Below are 22362 nucleotides of genomic sequence, written 5' to 3'. Positions count from 1 at the left end.
GGCTCGTCGCCCGCGCTTTAGCGCTTCGCGCTTACCGCTATTTCAGTGCCGTCGTCGAGCGTCAGCGTTTTCGTGCTGCCGCTGGTGGCCATCGTAAAGCGCACGATCTGACTGACGGTAACGTCGTTCGGACACTTGATCGTCTGACCGCCGCTCGTCACCGACTTGTCGCCTTGCGGCATCTGCGCCTGGAAGCTCAGTTGCACCGTCGCGGTACCGTCGCTGCCGACCACCGGCGCAAAGCGTATCTGCGTCTGGCGGATCATCGCGCCGTTGGCATCGAGGGGTAGCGAAGTGTAGTTGGGGCAGGCCTGCGTTGCCGCGACGGGACCACCGGGCGGCACGGTCTTCCACGTGAAGTCGTCGGATTGACCGGAGCGGATCGTGCGGGTTTCCTGCGCATTGCCGAACTGTTTGGACGTGACCCGCACGGTGTAGCGAATCGGTCCGTCGAGCGCCGATTGCGATGTCACGGTAATCGGCGTGGCCGCTTCTGCGGCCGGGATTACCGCGATCAATGCGCCCGCGAGCGTAGCCAGAGTAGCCAGAGTAGCCAGAGACGCGACCACGGACACGCCAGAGCGTGGGTAGCTGGAGCTCATACTGTCACCTCGTTGTTGTATCGCTGCCCGCCCGCTTTGAGCCGATGGCGACGACTGCGCCGGTCAAGGGACACGCAACTGTGCTGGCAAGATGCGTTGTCAGTCTAACGCCAAGCACAGCGCTACGCGCTGCCTGAAGAGCGGGTGTATACCCGCTTGTCGAGGTGACTTTTCAGCGTCTTCTTCAGGCAGCAGGACGAGCGTTTCTATCCTTAAAAGCCCGTCAGCACGAGCTTGCCGATTGCGCGTCCGGCTTCGAGCAGAGCGTGCGCGCGACGCAGGTTTTCCGCGTTGATCCTGCCGATGTTTTCGCCCAACGTTGTGCGCAACGCTCCGGCGTCGACGAGGCGCGCCACCTCGGTCAAGAGCTTGTGCTGCTCGATCATGTCGGGCGTGCCGAACATGGAGCGCGTGAACATCAACTCCCAATGGAACGCGCCGCTCTTCGGCTTCAACAGTTCGATCGGCAAGGACTTGCTGTTTTCGACGATCGTGCAGATGCCACCTTGCGGCTTCAAAACCTCGACCGCCGCCGCGAAGTTGTTGTCCGTATCGTTGAAGATCAGCACGTAATCGACCTGCTCGATGCCGAGTTGCTTCAGTTGCGCGGGCACGTTCCCGAAGTGGTCGACGGTGTGATCGGCGCCCAGGTCGATACACCATTTCGCCGATTCCGGTCGCGACGCAGTGGCGATCACCTTCAGTTTCGCCAGTTGTTTGGCCAGTTGAATACCGATGGACCCAACCCCGCCCGCCCCGCCGACGATCAGCACCGTGCGGCCTTCGTCCGCGCCTTGCGGCGACACGCCGAGGCGGTCGAACAGCGCTTCCCACGCGGTAATCGCAGTCAGCGGCAGCGCCGCGGCGTGCGTGAAATCGAGCGACGCCGGCTTGCGCCCGACAATGCGTTCATCGACCAGATGAAACTCGCTGTTCGCACCCGGCCGCGTGATGCTGCCCGCGTAAAACACCGGATCGCCGACCTTGAACAGCGTCACGTCCGGACCGACCGCGGCCACCGTGCCCGCCGCGTCCCAACCCAGCACACGCGGTTCCGGCTCGACCTTGTCTTTCGGCGCGCGCACCTTGGTGTCGACCGGGTTCACGGAGATGGCTTCCACCTTGACCAGCAGATCGCGGCCGGTTGCTTGCGGGGTGGGGATTTCAACATCGACCAGCGATTCGGTCTGGTCGATCGGCAAATAGCGGTATAGACCCACGGCTTTCATTGCAACTCCTGTTCGTTTCGTTTGGAAAGACGGGACCGGCAGGCCGCCGATCCCAGTGCGCTCATCCTAAGAGCTTTTTTCTTCTCGCAAAACCGCCATAATGACTGAAACATCTTTTTGATTTTCAGAACAATGGATATTCCGCCGTCGTCTGTTTCGACTAACGCCAGTGGCCGTGAGCGTCTCGACCTGCTGGACGTCGCGCTGTTCGTGCGCGCCGCGCTGCTTGCCAACGTGTCTGCGGCCGGGCGCGAATTCGGGCTTTCCGCAGCGGTAGCGAGTTCGCGCATCGCGCAACTCGAAAAGCTGCTGGGCGCGCGTCTGCTGCACCGGACCACGCGTCGAATCAGCGTGACGCAGGACGGCGAAGTTTTCATGGCCCGCGCCCAGGCGCTGCTCGATGCGGCGGACGCCGCGCGCGCCTCGGTCGGGCGGGCGCTCGCCGAACCGCAGGGCCGCTTGCGCGTGTCGATGTCGTCCGCGTTCGGGCGGCAGCATGTGTCGCCGGTCATCAGCGAATTTTTGCGGCGCTTTCCGGGCGTCAGCGTCGATCTGCGTCTGACCGATCACATCGTCGATCTGGTCGACGCCGGGGTCGACGTTGCGATCCGCGTCGGCGAGCTGAAGGATTCGTCGCTGATTGCGCGGCGGCTGGCCGTCAACCACCGGGTGTTGTGCGCGTCGCCCGCCTACCTCGCCGCGCATGGCACACCGCATCATCCGTCCGATCTGGCGCAGCACGAATGCGTGCTGCTGTCGGATCAGCGCGACTGGGCGTTCGTCACCCCTGCGGGCAACCTGACCGTGCGGGTGACCGGACGACTCGTCACGGACAACGGCGAAGTGATTCGCGATGCTTTGCTGGACGGCTTCGGCATCGCGCTGAAATCGACATGGGACGTCGCGCCTTTTCTGCGCAGCGGCGAACTCGTCAGCGTGCTGGACAGCTATCCGCTCGCGGAAACCGTCGCCATCTGGGCGGTCTATCCGAGCCGCGCGTTCGTGCCGCCCAAGACGCTCGCCTTCATCGATTTCCTCGCCGCGCATTTCGGCGATCCACCGTATTGGGATGTCGAGCCAGGAATCGGCCCAGCCAGTTCCGCTTCTGATTCAAGCTAGCCTGGCCTAGTCCGGCTTCTGGTCCGAATTGACGTCGGTGTGCGCGTCGTTCTGGGTCTTCTGCTGATAATCGTCGCCGCCGCGCCGGTCGGTGTCCTGCAGTCCGCGCTCGACGTCGCTATGCGCCTGCTTGCCGACGTGACGCGGATTCTCCTCGTGCTGTGACTCGGCCTGCTGATCGTTCTCGTGCGGCAACGGCGCGGACGCCTCCTGCATCGACTCCGGATGCTTGGCGGCGTGTGGATCGGCTTGCTTGTCGCCATCGGAGGATTGCGGTGTGGTCTTCATGTTCATGGTCTGCTCCTGGTTGTTCGGGATGCCGGCCGGTGCAGCGGACCGTGGGCTCGCTGCACGCGAATCACTTCGCCGCGCCCAGACGCTTGCGCATGGCCGCGGTGATGCGTTGCCGGGTGCCCGCATAATCGGCCCACGGGTCCTGATCGAGATCGGCGAGGCGCTCGTGCAGGTTCTCAATGGTCCATTGATCGCCGCTCGTGGTCTGCGCGACTTCCTCCCACGCGAGCGGCACCGAGACGCCGAGTCCGGGTCGCGCACGCGCCGAGAAAGCGGCGACGGTGCTCGAGCCGCGGTTATTGCGCAGGTAGTCGACGAAAATTTTCTGTTTGCGATTCTGCGCGCCCATCTTCGCGCTGAAGTACTTGGGCAGGGTCGTGGCCATGTGCTGCGCGACGGCTTGCGAGAAGTCCTTGACTTCGTCCCAGCCGGCCTGCTTCGCGAGCGGCACGACCACGTGCAGGCCTTTACCGCCGCTGGTCTTGCAGAACGATTTGAGCCCGAGTTCCCCGAGCAGCGAGCGGGTCAACTGCGCGGCCTCGATCATCCGCTCCCACGCGAGCGACGCGTCCGGGTCGAGATCGAACACGACGCGGTCGGGCTTCTCGATCGACGAGGCCACTGCATTCCACGTGTGAAATTCGACCGTTCCCATCTGCGCGGCGCCGATAAGTGCTTCGAGCGTATCGACGGTGATCAGCGGCGGGTGTCCCGGGTCGAGCCCTTCGTGCTGCGTGACGTTCGGAATCGACAGCTTCTGGCTGTGCTTCTGGAAAAACAGCTCACCGCCGATATCTTCCGGCGCACGCACCAGCGAGACGGGACGCGACTCGAGATGCGGCAGCATCCATTCGGCGACCGACTCGTAGTACTGAACGAGATCGATCTTGCGCGCGCCGGTGCTTTTGTCGATCACGCGATCGGGGTGCGAGACGCGCACACCGGCGATGTCGGTGGGAGCGGCGGCAGACGGTTTGGCGGCTTTTGCCGGTTTTACCTTTGCCGATTGCTCGGGCTTCGCCGGTTTTGCCGTTTTTGCTGACTTTGCCGTTTTCGCTGGGGCCGCGGCGGTCTTTCCCGCCGCCGGTTTCGCTACCGCCCGCTTGGGCGCGGCTTTGGACGTCGCATCGGTTTGCTCTTGCACGTCGACTCCTTGACGGGGTGCTTCCTTGACGATCTGACGCGCCGGCTTGTCGTTGCGCAGGCTCACGAAGGACGCCTGCCGCACGATGCCGTCGCTCGTCCACTCGGCAAAATTGCATTCGGCGACGAGTTTGGGCTCGACCCAGTGGACCGGCGTACGACTGCGTTCGCGCGGCGCTTCGGCGAAGGGCATTTTCTTCGTCTCGTGCCGGTCGAGTTCCTGCTTCACCGAGCGCAGCAGCGCGGCATCGAAACCGGTGCCGACACGGCCGGCGTAATGCAGTTTGCCTTTGCCGTCGTACACGCCGAGCAGCAGTGCGCCGAACGCGGCACGGCTGCCCGCCGGTTCCGAATAGCCGCCGATCACGAACTCCTGACGCCGCCGGCATTTCAGTTTGATCCACGAGGACGAGCGGCCCGACAGGTAGCCACTGTCGCGCCGCTTGCCGATGATGCCTTCGAGCGCCATGTCGCACGCGCTTTTCAAAAGATCGTCGGCGCTGAACTCGAAGTCGTGCGAAAAGCGCAGCACGCGTTCGTCGCCGCCGTCCAGCAGTGCACGCAGGATCGCGCGACGCTGCTCCAGTGGCACCTCGCGCAAGTCGTAGCCGTTCAGAAACGGCACGTCGAACAGATAGACGACGATGTCCTGCGGACGGTTCGAATCGAAAGCGTTTTGCAGCGCCTGGAAATTCGGTACGTCGCGCTCGTCGAGTACCACGGCTTCGCCGTCGAGCCATGCGCTTTCCAGCGGGAGGTCCGCGAATGCTTCCACCTGCTGGCTGAACTTGGCGGTCCAGTCGTTGCCGGCGCGCGTGAACACCTGGACCTGAGCGCCTTTGGCGTTGCGTTCGATGCGGGCGAGCACCCGGTAACCATCGAATTTGATCTCATACGACCAGTCGTCGCCCGGTGGCGCGGCATCGACCAGCGTGGCCAGTTGCGGTTTGAAGGTGGCCGGCAGTTTCGCCTTTCGAGCGCCTTCGATGGATGGCGAGGCTGCCAGCTCGCGCAGCGATCCGGTGGTGCGCGTAGCGACGATGTCGGGGCGCTTCGGGTCGCCGCGGCTGGACGACGCCGCTTTCTTCGCACTCGGCCCTTTCTTCGCACTCGGCGCATTCTCCGCACTCGGCGTGGCGGCTTTGGTCGTGCGGCGGGTCGCGCTGCCGGCCGCGGTTTTCTTCGCCGTCTTCGCGGCCGGCTTCGCGCCCTTGCCGTCGAGCACACTGCCCGGCCGCTTCTTCAGCACGTCGTATTCGCCCTCGGGGCGCGCCTCTTCGTCGCGCTCCTTGATCAGCAGCCATTGCTCCTTGTCGCCACTGCCGCGCATGTGGCTGCGTACCAGCGTCCAGCCGCCTTGCAACTTGTCGCCATGGAGCCTGAATTTGAGCTTGCCGGCCTGATACGAGCGCGCCGCTTCGTCGGCGCCGCCGATCGGCTCCCAGGTGCCGCGATCCCACACGATCACCGTCCCCGCGCCATAGTTGCCCGCCGGAATCTCCCCTTCGAACGATCCGTACTCCACCGGATGATCCTCGACGTGCACCGCGAGCCGCTTCACCGAAGGGTCGAGGCTCGGCCCTTTGGGCACGGCCCAGGACAACAGCGTACCGTTCAGTTCGAGCCGGAAGTCGTAATGCAGATGCCGCGCATCGTGCTCCTGGATCACATAGGAGAGCACGGCCGTCTTGCGGCCGGCCCCTGCCCGTTTGCGCGCGGCGAGACCCGACGGCTCCGGCGTGTCGTCGAAACGGCGTTTGCGGTGATAGAGATCGAGTCGGTCGTTCATGGCAGGGACGTCGTCGCCAGGCTGGTAGATCAGGCCGCGGCGCGACGCTTACGCGCCGCGGGCGCGCTCTTCGCGCTGGCGCGTCCACTCGAGCCCGCTGCGCTGCCGGCGGTCTTGCGAGCCGCGGGCGCTTTCTTGCGGGCCGGCTTGACGGCCTTGGCATCGTCCTCGTCGGCTTCGTCGTCCTCTTCTTCGGCGCGCGCGGCACTCTTGCGACCGCCCGCTGCGGGCTTGCCCTTCCCACGTCCCAGACTGCGCTTGAGCAGGTCGGACAGATCGAGAATATCGGCCGATTGATTCGATTCGCGCGGCGTGTCGACCTCGGTGATTTCCTCGGTCTTCCCAGAGCGAACTTTGCGGTCGACCAGCGCCATGATGTCGTCGCGAAACGTGTCGTGATACTGCGCGGGATCCCACGGGTCGCTCATGTCGTCAATCAGTTTCTTCGCCATGTCGAGTTCGCGCGAGCTGACGCCTGCCGCTTTCATGCCGTCGGGCGGCAACTTGAACTCGTCGAGTTCGCGCACCTCCGACGCCCAGCGCAACGTGTTCAGCGCGAGCACCGGACCGACCGGGATCAACGCCGCCAGATGCTGCTTGTTGTGCAGCACTACGCTCGCCACGCCGACCTTGCCGGACGACTTCATCGCTTCTCGCAGCAGCGCGTAGACCTTTTCGCCCTTGCGGTCCGGCGTGAGGAAGTACGGCGTGTCGAGATAGAGGAACGAGATATCGGGCGCATCGACGAACGCTAGAATGTCGACGGTCTGCGTCGATTCGGGGTTCGCCGAGCGGATTTCGTCGTCCGACAGCACGACGTACTTATCTTTCTCGTACTCGAAGCCGCGCACGATGTTGTCGCGCGTGACGTCCTTGCCGGTGCGTTTATTGATCTGCTTGTAGCCGATCGGGTCGATCGTGCGTTTGTCCAGCAGATTGAAGCCGACCTTCTCCGACTGCGTCGCCGGATAAAGCTGCACCGGTACGTGCACGAGGCCGAAGCTGATCGCGCCTTTCCAGATCATGTGTGCCATCGTGCATTCCTCGATACGTGAGAATGTCGAATGCAGCAGCAAGCGTGCCACGGTCGGCGGCAGCAAGCCCGCTGCCACGGCGGCTCCGGGCTCGTGAGGTGACTGTAAGCCTTACGCGGGATCGGCAAAAGCTACGGGGCGGCGGTTTCCCCCATGTGCGGCGCACAGACGGCGCGCTACTTCGCGCCCGCCCCGACCCATTACAATGGCGGGATTTTCCGTGCGCCTCGTACCTGCATTCCGCGCGTTTCCGGGTGCGTCCTTCTCTGCGTCTTCGCTTCGTCCATGAATCTCGTCATCCAAAGCCCTACGCCGCTTTCCGCCGATCACCACACCACGCTCGTCGCGCTCGCTCGCGGCCCGCGCGCCAGCAGCATCGACGCGAACGCGCTTCGCATTCACGACGCCGACCCGGCGCAACGCGGCGACCTCGACGTCTACTGCGGCACCCATCGGCTCGACTACGCATTCATCGACGCCGGTCGCCAGTTGCGCGACTTCGGGCTGGTCGCGATGGATATGGATTCCACGCTGATCACCATCGAGTGCATCGACGAGATCGCCGATTTTTGCGGTTTGAAGGCCGAAGTGGCCGCCATCACCGAAGCGTCGATGCGCGGTGAAATCAAGGACTTCAACGAGAGTCTGACGCGCCGCGTGGCGCTGCTCGCCGGTCTCGACGCAAGCGCGCTGGAACGCGTGTACGAAGAGCGCCTGCAACTCTCGCCCGGCGCGGAGCAGATGCTGGCCGGCGCGCGGGCTGCAGGCCTGAAAACGCTGCTGGTGTCGGGCGGCTTCACGTTCTTCACCGAGAAGCTGAAAGCGCGGCTCGGTCTCGACTTCACGCGCGCCAATACGCTCGAGATCGTGGACGGCAAGCTGACCGGCAAAGTAATCGGCGAAATCGTCAACGCCGACGTGAAAGCGCGCACTTTGCGCGAGACCTGCACGGCAATCGGCATCGAACCGACCCGCGCGATTGCAATGGGCGACGGCTCCAACGATCTGAAGATGATGGCGGCAGCGGGCCTGTCGGTCGCGTTCCGCGCCAAGCCGGTGGTGCGCGAAGCGGCCAGCGTGTCGTTCAATTACGTCGGACTGGACGGACTGCTGCGTCTGTTCTGAGCGCGGTCGGGCGTCTTTCCTCGATGCGCGGATCGACGCCCTTGCGATGCGCCGAGCGCCGGCGCTTGCGACCCGCATCGGCATCGAGATCGGCATCGAGATCGGGCCGAAAGTCGGCCCGCAGATTGTCGGCATGGTTCACGGGGGGTCAACCGGTAGTCAGGACGAACCCATCGTATCGATGTCACCGGACGAGCACCATTCAGCCGAACGGCCTAGTTGACTCGAACCGGCTTGAGCCGATCTACCCGGCCAGTCCCGTCAGACACTGTTCGATATCCGCGCGCAAATCCGCCGCGTCTTCCAGACCGATATAGAAGCGCACCAGCGTGCCGCGATGCGGCCACTTGCCGGGCGAGCGCATCGACGCCACGTCGTAGGGCATTACCAGGCTGTTGGCGCCGCCCCAGCTCCAGCCGAGCGAAAACAGTTCGAGCGACTCGCAGAACGTATCGATTTGCGCCGCGCTATAGCGGCCGTCGAACACCACCGAAAACAGCCCACCCGCACCGGTAAAGTCGCGCTCGTAGAACTCGTGGCCCGGACAGTCGGGCAATGCGGGATGCAGCACCGCGGCGATTTCCGGCCGCGTCTTCAACCATTGCGCGAGCGACAGCGCCGCGCGGTCGTGTTCCGCGAAACGCAGTTGCATGCTCGGCAGGCTGCGCAGGATCAGAGAGCAGTCATCCGACGAAACGCCGATGCCCATGAACATTCGCGCACTCTTCAACTTGAAATGCAGTTCGCGATCGACCGTGATGGTCGCGCCCATCAGCACGTCGCCGCCGCCCGACTGGTACTTGGTCAACGCTTGCACGGAGATATCCACGCCGTGATCGAACGGACGGAAACCGATGCCCGCCGACCACGTATTGTCGATGGCCGTGACGACGCCGCGCGCGCGTGCCACCGCCGTGATGGCCGGCACATCGGCGACTTCCATCGTCACCGAGCCGGGTGCTTCCAGCCAGATGAGGCGCGTGTTCGGCTGAATCAGATCGGCGATGCCCGCGCCGATCAGCGGATCGTAGTAACGCACGCTCACGCCGAAATCGCGCGCCAGCCAGTCGCCGTGATCGCGATTCGGCGAGTACACGTTATCGGGAATCAACACGTCGTCGCCCGACTTGACGAACGCGAAGTACACGTTCGAAATCGCCGACAGGCCGGACGGTTGCAGCAACGCATGCTCGCCGCCTTCGATCGTCGCGAGGCGCTGCGCGAGCACGAGCGAAGTGGGTGTCGCGTGCAGACCGTAGCGCCATTGCGCGTCGTTCTTCCAGTCGAGCGCGCGCATGGTGGCCAGATCGGGGAACACGACCGTCGACGCCCGCGTGACCGGGGTCGAGAACGACTCGAAGCCGGGCGTCAGGCGATCCTCGGCACGCACGATACGGGTTTGCAGAGCGCGATTGAGTTTGGATTGGGTCATGTGTGAAAGTCGGTTTGAATGGCCGGCGGGCACCGGCCTGAACGGGAAACGACTGGGAGGAACGGTGGGGGTTGCGGACCGTGGCGCGCACGGTGCGCAGGTCGTCCGCGCACGTTGGCTTTACTCGCCGGTCGACAGGTTGCTCACGCCGCCCACCGCGTGGCCCGTGGATTTCGCCGCCGCACCCGCCGTTGCACCGGATGCCGCTGACGGCGCCGCAGCATTCGCAGCAGGCACTGCCTGCCCTGCTGCTAACGGCTTCAAGTCGAACGGTTGCGGATCGGAATCGTCGACGTTCATCCGGTCACCCGCGAGCGTCCCGTCGGCTGCGAATTTGCCGACCCAGTTGCCGGTGATCTGCGTACCGTCGTTCGACTCCTCGACTTCGAGCGTGTCGCCCTGACGGTCGCCGGCGATCAGGATGACCTGGCCGCTGTCGATGTACTGATACTCGCCGTGCACGCCGGACGGATCGTCGGTCTTCGCGCCGAGTCGCAACACGATCTGACGTCCGCCCAACGTGCCGACGAGACGCGGGAATTTCGCGAATTCGGGGCTCGGCCGCAGCGGCAACTGGATCGGCGCGGGCGCCGCCAGTTGCTTCACGGCATCGCTTTCGGCCGATGCCGGCGTGGCCAGTCCGATCGTCGCCGCACCGGCCAGCAGCAGCGCGACCGCGCTCGCCATTGCGCCGTTGCGCCGCCTTGCTCCGTTATTCGCTTTGCTTTCCCGCATGCGCTTCTTTCCTCTTTATTCCTTCTTTATTCCTCTTGCCTGCCGTGTTACCGGCAGCGTGGTCGACCGCCTTCGACGGCGCGCGTCAGATCCGTTCGAAGATCGCCGCGATGCCTTGCCCGCCGCCGATACACATCGTCACCAGCGCATAACGGCCGCCGACGCGTTGCAGTTCGTACAGCGCCTTCACGGTGATCAACGCACCGGTCGCGCCAATCGGGTGACCGAGCGAAATGCCCGAACCGTTCGGATTGACCCTGGCCGGATCGAAGCCCAGTTCCTTGCTGACCGCGCAGGCCTGCGCGGCAAACGCTTCGTTCGCTTCGATCACGTCGAGGTCGGCGACCGTCAGGCCGGCGCGCTCGAGCGCCTTCTGCGTCGCCGGCACCGGACCGATGCCCATATATGCCGGATCGACCCCCGCATGCGCGTACGACACGAGCCGCGCCAACGGCTTGATGCCGCGCTGTTCGGCGACGCTGCGCTCCATCAGCACGACGGCCGCGGCGGCGTCGTTGATACCCGACGCGTTGCCGGCCGTCACCGTGCCGTTTTCCTTCGCGAATACCGGCTTGAGCTTCGAGAAATCCTCGGGGGTCGCCTGCATGCGCGTGTGCTCGTCGGTATCGAACACGACGTCGCCTTTCTTCGACGGAATCGTGATCGGCAGGATCTGTTCCTTGAAGTAGCCGCTGGTGATGGCGTGGGCCGCGCGGCGATGCGACTCGAGCGCGAGTGCGTCCTGCGCGTCGCGTGAAATATCGTATTTACGCGCGACGTTCTCGGCGGTCACACCCATGTGAATGGACTGGAACGGGTCGTTCAACGCGCCGACCATCATGTCGACGAGGCGCGCGTCGCCCATGCGCTGACCGAAGCGCGCGGCGGGCATCGAGTAAGGGGCGCGGCTCATGTTCTCCGCCCCGCCGCCGATCGCGATGTCGGCGTCGCCGAGCAGCACGCTTTGCGCCGCCGAGACGATGGCCTGCAGGCCCGAACCGCACAGGCGGTTCACGGTGAGTGCCGGGGTGTGCTGCGCGACGCCGCCGTTGATTGCTGCCACGCGGGCCAGGTACATGTCTTTGGGTTCGGTGTGCACGACATTGCCGAACACCACGTGGCCGACTTCATCGCCCGACACATGAGCGCGGGCCAGCGCCTCGCGGACCACGCGCGCGCCGAGATCGGTCGGCGGAAAATCTTTCAGGCTGCCGCCGAAACCGCCGATTGCCGTGCGCACACCACTCACCACTACGACTTCCCGTTGCATCGCTCGCTCCTCCCGTTAGTGTCTCAAGATGATCCCGTGTGGGCGGATGCCGGGCCACCGGCCCGCCTCGCTTCGTCGCGCACTGCTCGCCCAGTTCGTAGTCAGAAACCGGACGTCAGACTTCGCCCCACAGGTCGTGGCCGTCCGCGCCGGTGATTTTGACCGACACGAAATCGCCGACCTTGTAGCGCTTGGACGCCTTGACGGACGGTGCGATATACACCACGCCGTCGATTTCCGGCGCATCGGCAGCCGTGCGGCCGATGCCGCCGTCCGCATTGATTTCGTCGACCAGCACCTTCAGCGTCTTACCGACTTTTTTCGCGATGCGCCTGGCCGACACTTCTTCGGCGACTTCCATGAAGCGGGCGCGGCGCGCTTCACGCACTTCGTCGGGCAATGCGCCGTCGAGTTCGTTGGCGGTCGCACCTTCGACCGGCGAATACGCGAAACAGCCGACGCGATCCAGTTCCGCTTCGCGGATAAAGTCGAGGAGCGTTTCGAACTGCTCTTCGGTCTCGCCGGGGAAGCCGGCGATAAAGGTGCTGCGAATCGTCAGGTCCGGGCACATGGCGCGCCATGCCTTGACGCGCTCCATGACCTTCTCCGCATTGGCCGGCCGCTTCATGCGCTTCAGGACTTCCGGATGCGCGTGCTGGAACGGCACGTCGAGATACGGCAGCACGTGGCCCTTGAACGGACCTTCGGCCATCATCGGGATGACTTCGTCGACGCTCGGATACGGGTACACGTAGTGCAGACGTACCCATGCGCCGTATTGCGCCGCGAGTTCGCCCAACGCGCCGACCAGGTCCGTCATGCGCGTCTTGATCGGCTTGCCGTTCCAGAAACCCGTGCGGTATTTGACATCGACGCCGTACGCGCTCGTGTCCTGCGAAATGACGAGCAGTTCCTTGACGCCGGACTTGAAGAGGTTTTCCGCTTCGAGCATCACGTCGGCGACCGGACGCGACACGAGGTCGCCGCGCATGGACGGGATGATGCAGAACGTGCAGCGATGGTTGCAGCCTTCGGAGATTTTCAGGTACGCGTAGTGACGCGGCGTGAGTTTGACGCCGGCCGCCGGCACCAGATCGACGAACGGGTCGTGGGGCTTGGGGAGATAGTTGTGAACGTGCTGCATGACTTCGCCCATCGCATGCGGGCCGGTGACGGCCAGGACCTTCGGATGGACTTCTTCGATCAGGCCGGTGCCGCTGGCGCTTTTCTTCGCACCCAGACAACCGGTGACGATCACCTTGCCGTTTTCGTTCAGTGCCTCGCCGATGGCGTCGAGACTTTCCTGAACGGCTTCGTCGATGAAACCGCAGGTGTTGACGACCACGAGGTCCGCACCGTCGTACGTGCCGGAGATTTCATAACCCTCGGCGCGAAGCTGGGTGATGATCTGCTCGGAGTCGACCAAAGCTTTCGGGCAGCCGAGCGAAACGAAACCGACCTTCGGCGCGGAAGACGGGGCAACAGGGGGAGTGGCAGACATGGGGACCGCTTGAATACGTTAAACCCCGAATTGTAGCGGTTCGGCACTCTGACCGCTCGTAAGTCTTTGAATTGGCGTCGCGTTGCTTCCTCCCGCCTCCTCCAGCGCCCCTTCGATCACCGCGAAAATATCGCGCGAATCGTGCAGCCTCCGAATCGCCGCATGCAGTTCCGCCGCTTCCGGCCAGGTGCGTTTCAGATAGCTGAGCCACATTTTCACGCGCCCATGTTCGTGGCGCGATGCGACGCGCGCGTGCAGCTTCGTCAGATAGGACGCGATAAGACTCAGCACTGCGGGCCATTCCCCCGCAGTCGGGACCGGCGGCAGTCGGCCGCGGATCCGCTCGGCGAGGAAGGGATCGGACACGGCGCCGCGCCCGATCATCACGTCCGCACAACCGCTGACTTCCCGGCAACGCTGCCAGTCGTCCACCGTCCACACTTCACCGTTGGCGATCACCGGCACATCCACGGCGGCGTCGATCCGCGCGATCCATTCCCAATGCGCAGGCGGCCGGTACGCCTCGTCGCGTGTGCGGGCATGAACGACGAGCGAGGCCGCGCCGCCTTCAACCAGCGCCGTGGCGCAATCGAGTGCACGCGACTTGTCGGCGACGCCGAGGCGCATTTTCGCCGTGACGGGGATACCGGCCGGCACCGCGGCACGCACGGCCGAAACGATGCGCTCGAGCTGTGTGGGGTCGGCCAGCAGCATCGCGCCGCCGCCGTGGCGGTTCACGACCTTCGCGGGACAACCGAAATTGATATCGATGCCGTGCGGCGACAAGGTGGCCGCGTAAGCCGCATTGCGCGCCATCCATTCGGGGTCGCTGCCGAGCAGCTGGATCACCATCGGCGTGCCCGCCGGCGTGAAGCCGCCATGCAGCACTTCGGGCGTCTCACGTTCGTAGACGCGCTCGGGCAGCACCGAGCCGGTGACTCGCACGAATTCGGACACGCAACCGTCGAACGCGCCCGTGCCGGTCAGCACGTCGCGCAGGACGTAATCGGCGAGGCCCTCCATCGGGGCGAGATACAGACGGCTCATCGGACGGAACGCGCCGGAAAATGGCGGTGAACGTCGTGAGCGCCGTAAACGTGGGGAAGCAGACTTGACAGCATGCGGCAGCGGTATGGGCGATCAGGCGAAGCCGCACATTGTAGCCCGCCCGATCGATGCGCCGCCTTCGGCCTCGAGGCCTGCGGCGCACCGCGCGTTACTTCTTCTCCGACTCCGGATTGCCCTGCGGAGTCGCCGACGCCGGCGCCGCCGGCGCTGCCGCGCCCGCAGCGCCCGGTGTGAACGGGAACGTGGCGAACATCGACTTCGCCTGCGTCTGCATCTGCTCCTGCATCTGCACGAACATGTTCTTCGACTGCTCGATATAGCTGGTCATCATGCCCTGCATCATCGGCGCCTGCATGTTCATGAACTGCGACCAGACTTCCGGGTTCATCGTCTTGCCTTCGTACAGGTTCTTGGACTGGTCGGCCAGTTTTGCCTGAATGTCGATGAACGCCTGAATGTTCTTTTCCAGGTAGGTCCCCATCATGCCCTGCATCGCATGACCGTAAAAACGGATGATTTGCGAGAGCATCGGCGACGAGAACATCGGCAGGCCGCCGCTCTCCTCTTCGAGAATGATCTGCAGCAGAATGGCGCGCGTCAGGTCCTCGGTGCTCTTGGCATCGATGACCTTGAACTCCTCCTGATCCAGCACGAGTTGCTTGACGTCCGTCAGCGTGATGTAGGTGCTTGTCTCGGTGTCGTAGAGCCGACGATTCGGATATTTCTTGATCAGTCGGTCGGCTGTTTTCTTTGTAGTAGTGGTCATGTAACGCCTTTTGAGCGCAAGTCGAGCGCGGAAACGACGTCATACCGACCGTGCAATCGGGGCATTGCACGATCGAGACGCCGCCGGAACCATCTGAGACGGGGCGCGCGCGGCCTTGAGAGTCGCGCGCCGCCGGCTCAGCCCATATGCAAACCGCCGTTCAGCGAGAAATCCGCCCCTGTGGAAAAACCCGATTCGTCCGACGCGAGCCACGCGACGATCGAGCCGATTTCTTCCGGCTGACCGAGTCGGCGCACCGGAATCGTCGCGACGATTTTCTCCAGCACGTCCGGACGGATCGCCTTCACCATGTCCGTCCCGATGTAACCCGGCGAAATGGTATTGACCGTCACGCCCTTGGTCGCTACTTCCTGCGCCAGCGACATCGTGAAGCCGTGAATGCCGGCCTTCGCCGTCGAATAGTTGGTCTGGCCGAACTGCCCTTTCTGCCCATTCACCGACGAGATGTTGATGATGCGGCCGAAACCACGCTCGACCATTCCGTCGATCACCTGCTTGGTGACGTTGAACAGACTGGTCAGATTGGTGTCGATCACCGCGGTCCAGTCTTCGTGCGTCATCTTGCGGAACACCACGTCGCGCGTAATGCCCGCGTTGTTGACCAGCACGTCGATCTCGCCGACCTCGGCCTTCACCTTGTCGAACGCGGCCTTGGTCGATTCCCAATCGCCGACGTTGCCTTCGGAGGCAACGAAGTCGTAGCCGAGCGCCTTCTGCTCTTCGAGCCACTTGACGCGGCGCGGCGAGTTCGGGCCGCAGCCCGCGACGACCTTGAAGCCTTCCTTATGCAGACGCTGGCAGATACTCGTGCCGATGCCGCCCATTCCGCCCGTTACGTACGCAACTCGCTGTGTCATCACTCCACTCCGTTTTCGTTTTCGAGGCGCCGACTGGCTGCCTCATCCCTCGTCCGTGGCTTCATCTCCGTAGCTGCCGGGCGACCGGCCGACGAGGCGACTTCCAGGCGCGCACCGCGCGAGCCGTGAAGCGCCCGCGATGCGCGAACATCATCCGCTGCCGATTCGTGGCGGGCCTTCTCAGGCACGCTCGAGCGCCAGCGCCACACCCATACCGCCGCCGATACAGAGCGATGCCAGGCCCTTCTTCGCATCGCGCTTCTGCATTTCGTACAGCAGCGTGACGAGAATCCGGCAACCGGACGCGCCGATCGGGTGACCGATGGCAATCGCGCCGCCGTTCACGTTGACCTTCGACGTGTCCCAGCCCATCTGCTGATGAACGGCCAGCGCCTGTGCCGCAAACGCTTCGTTGATTTCCATCAGGTCGAGGTCGGCCGGCGTCCAGCCCGCGCGCTCGAGGCAGCGGCGCGATGCCGGCACGGGGCCCATGCCCATCACCTTCGGATCGACGCCGGCATTGGCGTAGGCCTTGATGCGCGCAAGCGGCGTCAGGCCGAGCGCCTCGGCTTTCTTTGCCGACATCACCAGCACCGCGGCCGCGCCGTCGTTCAGACCGGACGCGTTGGCCGCCGTGACCGTGCCTTCCTTCGAAAACGCCGGCTTGAGGCCGGCCAGCGATTCGGCCGTCACGCCGTGACGCACGAATTCGTCGGTCGCGAAACGCAGCGGCTCGCCTTTGCGCTGCGGAATCTCGACCGGCACGATTTCGTCGTCGAAACGGCCGGACTTCTGCGCGGCTTCCGCCTTGTTCTGCGACAGCGCCGCGAACGCATCCTGCTGTTCGCGCGTGATGCCGTATTCGCGTGCGACGTTTTCCGCGGTAACGCCCATGTGGTACTGGTTGTACACGTCCCACAGGCCGTCGACGATCATCGAGTCGATCAGCTTCGCGTCGCCCATGCGGAACCCGTCACGCGAACCCGGCAGCACGTGCGGTGCGGCGCTCATGTTCTCCTGACCGCCCGCAATCACGATGTCGGCGTCGCCCGCAATGATCGCGTTGGCCGCCAGCATCACGGCCTTCAGACCCGAACCGCACACCTTGTTGATGGTCATGCCCGGCACGGAGGCCGGCAGACCCGCCTTGATCAGCGACTGACGCGCCGGGTTCTGGCCCGAGCCCGCCGTCAACACCTGCCCGAGAATCACCTCGCTGACCTGCTCGGGCTTCAGCCCCGAGCGTTCGAGCACCGCGCGCACGACGGCCGCGCCGAGATCGGGCGCGGCGATCTTCGCCAGCGATCCGCCGAATTTGCCGACGCCCGTGCGGGCTGCCGATACGATCACTACATCAGTCATTTGCTTGTCCTCCGGGCTCGTCGGCTGATGCCACGCCGTTGCCCGTCAAGTTGAAAATTCCGTTGCATGCGCGCCTTCGTCGTCGCGGCCGGCGCGGCTGTTGATCCGGGCCGACGGTCCGGGCCGTTGGTCCGGGCCGTTGGTCCGGGCCGTTGGTCCGGGCCGTGGCGCCGCGGGACAGCGCCGGGTTAGAGCCTCAAGTCACGCCCTCGGCTCACGGCTCTACTCACGCTGCTGTACATAGCGGCCCGGTGCCGGCTCGATGACCGGAAACCCGGCCGATCCCGCGTCGGCCCGCGGCTTCACTTTCTTGCCCCCGTACTGGTCGAGCCACGTGGTCCATTCCGGCCACCAGCTACCCGGCACTTCGTCGGCCTGCTCGAACCATTCGTCCGCCGTCTCCGGCAGCGTTTGTGCGTCGCCGGACAGCATCCAGAAATTGCGCTTTTTCTTTGCAGGCGGATTGATCACGCCCGCAATGTGGCCCGACGCGCCGAGCACGAATTTCAGCGGACCGGACAGCAGCGGCACCGATGCATAAGCGGTCTGCCACGGCACGATATGGTCTTCGCGCGACCCGTAGATGAAGGTCGGCACGTCGATTTTCGACAGGTCGATCGGCTCGCCGCACGTGGTGACGACACCCGGCTCGCGCAGACGGTTCTCGAGATACGTATTGCGCAGATACCAGCAGACCATCGGGCCGGGCAGACTGGTCGAGTCGCTGTTCCAGTACAGCAGGTCGAAAGGAACCGGCGTGCGGCCCTTCAGGTAGTTGTCGACCACGTAGTTCCACACCAGGTCGTTGGGGCGCAGGAACGAGAACGTGTTGGCGAATTCGGAGCCGCGCATCAGGCCGGGTGCCGCGCCGTTCTTACCGCCGATGCTTTGCTCGCGCATCTGCACGTGAGCCTCGTCGACGAACACGTCGAGCACGCCGGTATCGCTGAAATCGAGCATCGCGGTGAGCAGCGTCATCGATGCCGCCGGATGTTCGCCGCGCGCGGCCGCGACGGCGAGCGCGGTGGCGAGCATCGTGCCGCCAACGCAGAAGCCGAGCGTGTTGATCTGCTCGCGCCCGCTGATCTTGCTCACGGTCGCGATGGCTTGCAGCACGCCCTCGGCAATGTAGTCGTCCCACGTCTTGTGCGCGATCGATGCATCCGCATTGCGCCACGAGATGAGAAACACCTGGTGCCCCGAATCGAGACCGTGGGCGACGAGCGAGTTATCCGGTTGCAGGTCGAGAATGTAGAACTTGTTGATGCACGGCGGCACGATTAGCAGCGGCCGCTCGCGCACGGTCGCGGTACGTGGCTTGTACTGGATGACCTGCATCAGTTCGTTTTCGAACACCACCGAGCCTTCGGTGTTCGCGAGGTTTTTGCCGACCACGAAACCCGATTCGTCGGTTTGTGAAATCTTGCCGCGCTGCAGGTCGCCGAGCAGATTCATCACGCCCTGCCGCAGACTTTCGCCCTGACTGTCCAGCAAGGTCTTCTGCGCTTCCGGATTCAACGCGAAGAAGTTCGAGGGCGACGCCGCCGCGGTCCATTGCTGAACGGCGAAGCGGATGCGCTCGCGAACCTTGGGTTCGGCGTCGAGCGCGTCGACCATCTCCTGCAGATAGCGCGCGTTCAGCAGATACCAGGCGGCGGTGAATGCGTATGCGGGCGTCGACGTCCACGCGTCGGAACTGAAACGGCGGTCCTTGAGTTCGGGGGTTTTGTTCGTCGCGCTCGTGGCCTGTTGAATCAGCGCCATGGCTTCACGCGAATAATCGGCTTGCAGTTTCTGCAGACGCTCGGTGGGAATCGCGGCAGTCGGCAGATTGAGCCCGGCGAACGACGGCATGGAAGGCATCGCGCCGCCCATCAGTTTGCTGAAATCGGGCAGACCGGGGAAGGACGGGACCGGAGGAAGACCGGGGACGCCTCCCCCGACGCCCGTGGGCATTCCCCATTGGCCGACAGGCGGAATTCCCACGGATGGCATGCCGGGCATGGGCGGAAACGAGAACGGCAAGCCATTGACGCCGGGCGCTGCACCCGACGAACGCCAGGCGTTCACCCACGTCTCGAAGAATTGCTGCATGCTCGCGGCCGGCGTCGGGTTGGCCGGGCCGTGAGTATTCGTGCCGCTTCTGCCACTCGCGCCGTTGCTGTTCGATCCAGCCGGCTGCGCCTCTTCCGTCGAGGATTTCGTGCGGGGGGAAGCTCGGGAATGTGATGCTGCCATACCTGCTTTTGACCGGTGAGTCCTTGCGGACGGTTGAGAGGCAGGTTCGTGCGCACGCGGGCAATGATGACTCGCGACCTCGTCACGCCCTGTTCCTGTACGAGGAGCTGTGAGGAACATTCTTGCTCCCCATCGCAAGGCATGTCAATGCTTGTTCCCGATTTTGCCGCAGTGCGATAGTTTTTTAATTATCGTTTTCCCTGTGTAGAAGATCGCGCTTTTGAAGGCGTATTGAATCGGCATACCGGAACAAGAAAAAACCGTCCGCTTTGCAAGCGTTTATCCGCATCGATCCGTTCGTTGGCGGAGCGTTTCGGCGGCAGATCGACGCATGCGGGGAGATTTCTGGCAGTGCAGCAAAACTGGCTCGCGCGACTCCCGATAAACCCTCATAACCGAGTGTCGAGGAACGCGTTGCGCGAAGCATCCGCGAACCTCCTGGACGTTCTAATTAGCACACGATTATGACGGCCGGTCAGTCGCTGATCGATTGCGTCGTGGCGTCGAGCCAGATGAGCGCGGCCATCCGTCCGGTTTCGCGATCGCGGCGGTAGGAATAGAAACGCTCGCGTTCGGTGACCGTGCACAGGTCGCCGCCGCTAATCCGCGTGACGCCGAGCTTTTGCAAACGCAAGCGTGCGAGCGCAGGCAGATTGGCGAGATATTTGCCCGCGTTTTGCGGATGCGGGAGGAACGCGCTCGAGGTGGCTTCGCGTAGTGCGGTATCGGTGGTATCGGCGCTAGCCATGAAAGCGTCGCGCACATCCGCACCGACTTCGAAGGCGCTGGGTCCGATCGACGGACCGAGGTACGCGTGCAGTTCGCGAGGCGCCGCGCCCGCGAGTTCGGCCACGCGCTGCGCGGTCTGTTCGACGATGCCGGCGGCGAGACCGCGCCAACCCGCATGCGCCGCGCCGACCGCGCGCCCGGCCGCATCGCAGATCAACACCGGCATGCAGTCGGCGACCATCACCACGCAGACCGTCCCCGGACGATCGGTGACGCTGGCGTCGGCGCGCGTCGGCGTGCCGTCCGTGCGCGTCTGCGCGAGCGCCTGTTCGGCGCTCACGATGCCGGCACCGTGAATCTGCTCGAGCCACGCGGCCTCGTCGACGCCCGCGAGTTTCAGCAACCGCGCGCGATTGGCAGCGACCGCGAGCGGGTCGTCGCCGGCTTTCATGCCGAGATTCAGGCCGCCCGGCAGATCGACGCCATTCTGCCAGCGACCGAACGGCGGCTCGCTCACGCCGCCGTTACGCGTGGTGACGAGCGCTCGTACTCGCAGCGAGACGTTCCAGGCTGGCTTTACGACGTCGGCGAAACCTAGCTCGGGCAGGCTCATGCGTGGGGGTCCTTGCCGTGAGGATCGGAGTCTTGCTCCTGGTCGTCGTGCGCGTTGTCGTGCGCGTCGTCATGCGCGTCGTCGTGCGCGTCGTCGTGCTCTTCGTCGTGCTCTTCGTCGTGCTTTTCGTCGTGCTCTTCGTCGCTGGCGTCTTCGTCTTCGTCCGCGTCGTTGTAGTCGTCGCCGGCGTCGAGCGCGTCGTCTTCTTCATCGTCCTCGTCGAGCGACGCGTCGTAGTCTTCGTCCTCGTAGTAGGTCTGGTCGAACTCGCCGGCATCGTCGCGCCCAAGGCCCAGCGCCGCCGACAGTCTTTCCATATCTTCCGGCACGTCGGCGCGCCATTGCATGGTGCGGCCGGTTTTCGGATGGATCAGGCCGAGTCGCCAGGCATGCAGCGCCTGGCGGGCGAAACCGTCCGGCAGCGGCTTCACTGAGCGCCGGCCGCGCGCATGCCCGTAGACCGGATCGCCGAGCAGCGGATGCCCGGTATGCGCCAGATGCACGCGAATCTGATGCGTGCGGCCGGTCTCCAGATCGCAATGGATGGCCGTTACCGGCTGCTGCTGCCAGATCGCCGTATCGACGCGGCGGAAATGCGTACGCGCCGGTTTGCCCGATGCGCTCGTCACCACCGCCATGCGGGTGCGCTCGCGCGGATCGCGGCCGATGGGCGCGTCGATGGTGCCTTCTTCGGGCATGTTGCCCCACACCAGCGCCAGATAGCGACGCTTGACCGTGCGCGCCTGCAACTGCCGCACGAGGTCGGTTTGCGCCTCGAGCGTGCGGGCCACGACCATCAACCCGGAGGTTTCCTTGTCGAGCCGGTGCACGATACCCGCGCGCGGCAGGCCGGCGGCGGCATCGCCGTAGCGGTACAGCAGCCCGTTGAGGACAGTGCCGCTCCAATTGCCCGCGGCCGGGTGCACGACCATGCCGGCGGGCTTGTTGATGACCACCAGGGTGTCGTCTTCATAGACGATTTCGAGCGGCACCGGCTCCGGCGTGAAGGCCAGTTGCTCGGGCAGCAGGTCGGGCGTGAGCTCAATCGTGGCGCCGAGCGGCACCGGCTGGCGGATCTTTGCCGGCTTGCCGTCGACGTGCACCCGCTGCGCTTCGATCCAGCTTTGCAGGCGATTGCGGGAGAACTCGGGAAACAGCCGCGCCATGACCTTGTCGAGGCGCTCCCCGGCCAGTTCGTCCGGCACCACGATGCTGCGCGGCGTCTCGTCGGTGACGCGATTGGCGACGGTCGGCACGAGTGCGGCGGCTGCCGCGGCGGCAAGGGCCTCGCCGGCCAGGTCGTCGTCGAGCGCATCGGCCCCCAACACGTCGGAGGGGTCGGCGCTTACGCTATAATCTTCGTTGCTATTCCCGGCACCGGTTGCGGCGCCTGGAGTATTTGAGCGGGTCATTGAGTCTGGGTCACCTGGACGTA

18 protein-coding genes are annotated in these 22362 nt (G+C 64.5%); 2 read left to right on the top strand and 16 right to left on the bottom strand.

Features of this window, described 5'->3' with window-relative positions; all coding sequences use genetic code 11:
* Positions 1-17 precede the first annotated feature (17 nt).
* The gene (locus tag FQ746_RS31760) at positions 18-602 is read right to left on the bottom strand and encodes a DUF6013 family protein (protein ID WP_144113767.1); all 585 of its coding nucleotides are present in this window, start codon (positions 600-602) and stop codon (positions 18-20) included.
* A gap of 212 nt (positions 603-814) precedes the next feature.
* A complete protein-coding gene (locus FQ746_RS31755) occupies positions 815-1831 on the bottom strand; it encodes a zinc-binding alcohol dehydrogenase family protein (RefSeq protein ID WP_144113766.1) in 1017 nt (338 codons plus the stop codon).
* Between the two features lie 132 nt (positions 1832-1963).
* Here FQ746_RS31755 and FQ746_RS31750 point away from each other — a divergent pair, with 132 nt between their 5' ends.
* Positions 1964-2950 (top strand): LysR family transcriptional regulator, encoded by a 987-nt coding sequence (locus FQ746_RS31750; RefSeq protein WP_144113765.1) that lies wholly within the window; start codon positions 1964-1966, stop codon positions 2948-2950.
* A gap of 6 nt (positions 2951-2956) precedes the next feature.
* Here FQ746_RS31750 and FQ746_RS31745 read toward each other — a convergent pair whose 3' ends face one another.
* The 3 genes from FQ746_RS31745 to FQ746_RS31735 form a co-directional block, all read right to left on the bottom strand.
* Positions 2957-3238 (bottom strand): hypothetical protein, encoded by a 282-nt coding sequence (locus tag FQ746_RS31745; RefSeq protein ID WP_144113803.1) that lies wholly within the window; start codon positions 3236-3238, stop codon positions 2957-2959.
* Positions 3239-3308: 70 nt separating this feature from the next.
* Positions 3309-6176: a DNA ligase D gene (gene ligD, locus FQ746_RS31740; RefSeq protein ID WP_144113764.1), complete on the bottom strand. Its 2868-nt coding sequence runs from the start codon at positions 6174-6176 to the stop codon at positions 3309-3311.
* Positions 6177-6205: 29 nt separating this feature from the next.
* Positions 6206-7210: a Ku protein gene (locus tag FQ746_RS31735; RefSeq protein ID WP_144113763.1), complete on the bottom strand. Its 1005-nt coding sequence runs from the start codon at positions 7208-7210 to the stop codon at positions 6206-6208.
* Positions 7211-7495: 285 nt separating this feature from the next.
* On the opposite strand from FQ746_RS31735, the gene serB reads away from it, so the two are divergent.
* On the top strand, positions 7496-8335 hold the full coding sequence (serB, locus tag FQ746_RS31730) for a phosphoserine phosphatase SerB (protein ID WP_144113762.1): 840 nt from the start codon (positions 7496-7498) through the stop codon (positions 8333-8335).
* Between the two features lie 244 nt (positions 8336-8579).
* On the opposite strand, the gene FQ746_RS31725 is transcribed toward serB, so the two are convergent.
* From FQ746_RS31725 to FQ746_RS31675, 11 genes are all read right to left on the bottom strand, one after another.
* Positions 8580-9767: a cystathionine beta-lyase gene (locus FQ746_RS31725; protein WP_144113761.1), complete on the bottom strand. Its 1188-nt coding sequence runs from the start codon at positions 9765-9767 to the stop codon at positions 8580-8582.
* A gap of 120 nt (positions 9768-9887) precedes the next feature.
* Positions 9888-10502, bottom strand: a complete 615-nt coding sequence (locus FQ746_RS31720; protein ID WP_144113760.1) for a hypothetical protein — start codon at positions 10500-10502, stop codon at positions 9888-9890.
* Positions 10503-10587: 85 nt separating this feature from the next.
* On the bottom strand, positions 10588-11772 hold the full coding sequence (gene bktB, locus FQ746_RS31715; protein ID WP_144113759.1) for a beta-ketothiolase BktB: 1185 nt from the start codon (positions 11770-11772) through the stop codon (positions 10588-10590).
* 115 nt (positions 11773-11887) lie between these two features.
* The gene (gene rimO, locus FQ746_RS31710) at positions 11888-13273 is read right to left on the bottom strand and encodes a 30S ribosomal protein S12 methylthiotransferase RimO (protein WP_144113758.1); all 1386 of its coding nucleotides are present in this window, start codon (positions 13271-13273) and stop codon (positions 11888-11890) included.
* A gap of 18 nt (positions 13274-13291) precedes the next feature.
* A complete protein-coding gene (locus tag FQ746_RS31705; protein ID WP_144113757.1) occupies positions 13292-14320 on the bottom strand; it encodes a tRNA dihydrouridine synthase in 1029 nt (342 codons plus the stop codon).
* Between the two features lie 169 nt (positions 14321-14489).
* A complete protein-coding gene (gene phaR / locus FQ746_RS31700; protein WP_144113756.1) occupies positions 14490-15107 on the bottom strand; it encodes a polyhydroxyalkanoate synthesis repressor PhaR in 618 nt (205 codons plus the stop codon).
* 137 nt (positions 15108-15244) lie between these two features.
* Positions 15245-15985 (bottom strand): 3-ketoacyl-ACP reductase, encoded by a 741-nt coding sequence (locus FQ746_RS31695; RefSeq protein ID WP_144113755.1) that lies wholly within the window; start codon positions 15983-15985, stop codon positions 15245-15247.
* 180 nt (positions 15986-16165) lie between these two features.
* Positions 16166-17347, bottom strand: a complete 1182-nt coding sequence (locus tag FQ746_RS31690) for an acetyl-CoA C-acetyltransferase (RefSeq protein ID WP_144113754.1) — start codon at positions 17345-17347, stop codon at positions 16166-16168.
* A 222-nt stretch (positions 17348-17569) separates the two neighbouring features.
* A complete protein-coding gene (gene phaC, locus FQ746_RS31685) occupies positions 17570-19441 on the bottom strand; it encodes a class I poly(R)-hydroxyalkanoic acid synthase (RefSeq protein WP_144113802.1) in 1872 nt (623 codons plus the stop codon).
* 619 nt (positions 19442-20060) lie between these two features.
* Positions 20061-20927: a peptidoglycan editing factor PgeF gene (gene pgeF, locus FQ746_RS31680; protein ID WP_144113753.1), complete on the bottom strand. Its 867-nt coding sequence runs from the start codon at positions 20925-20927 to the stop codon at positions 20061-20063.
* The gene (locus FQ746_RS31675) at positions 20924-22339 is read right to left on the bottom strand and encodes an RluA family pseudouridine synthase (protein ID WP_144113752.1); all 1416 of its coding nucleotides are present in this window, start codon (positions 22337-22339) and stop codon (positions 20924-20926) included. The genes pgeF and FQ746_RS31675 overlap by 4 nt, the downstream gene beginning before the upstream one ends.
* Positions 22340-22362: the final 23 nt, after the last annotated feature.

The organism is Paraburkholderia sp. BCC1886 (genome assembly GCF_900996245.1).
Lineage (GTDB): Bacteria > Pseudomonadota > Gammaproteobacteria > Burkholderiales > Burkholderiaceae > Paraburkholderia.
Note: the sequence above shows the minus strand (reverse complement) of the source record. Positions and strands in the feature narration are given on the sequence as shown.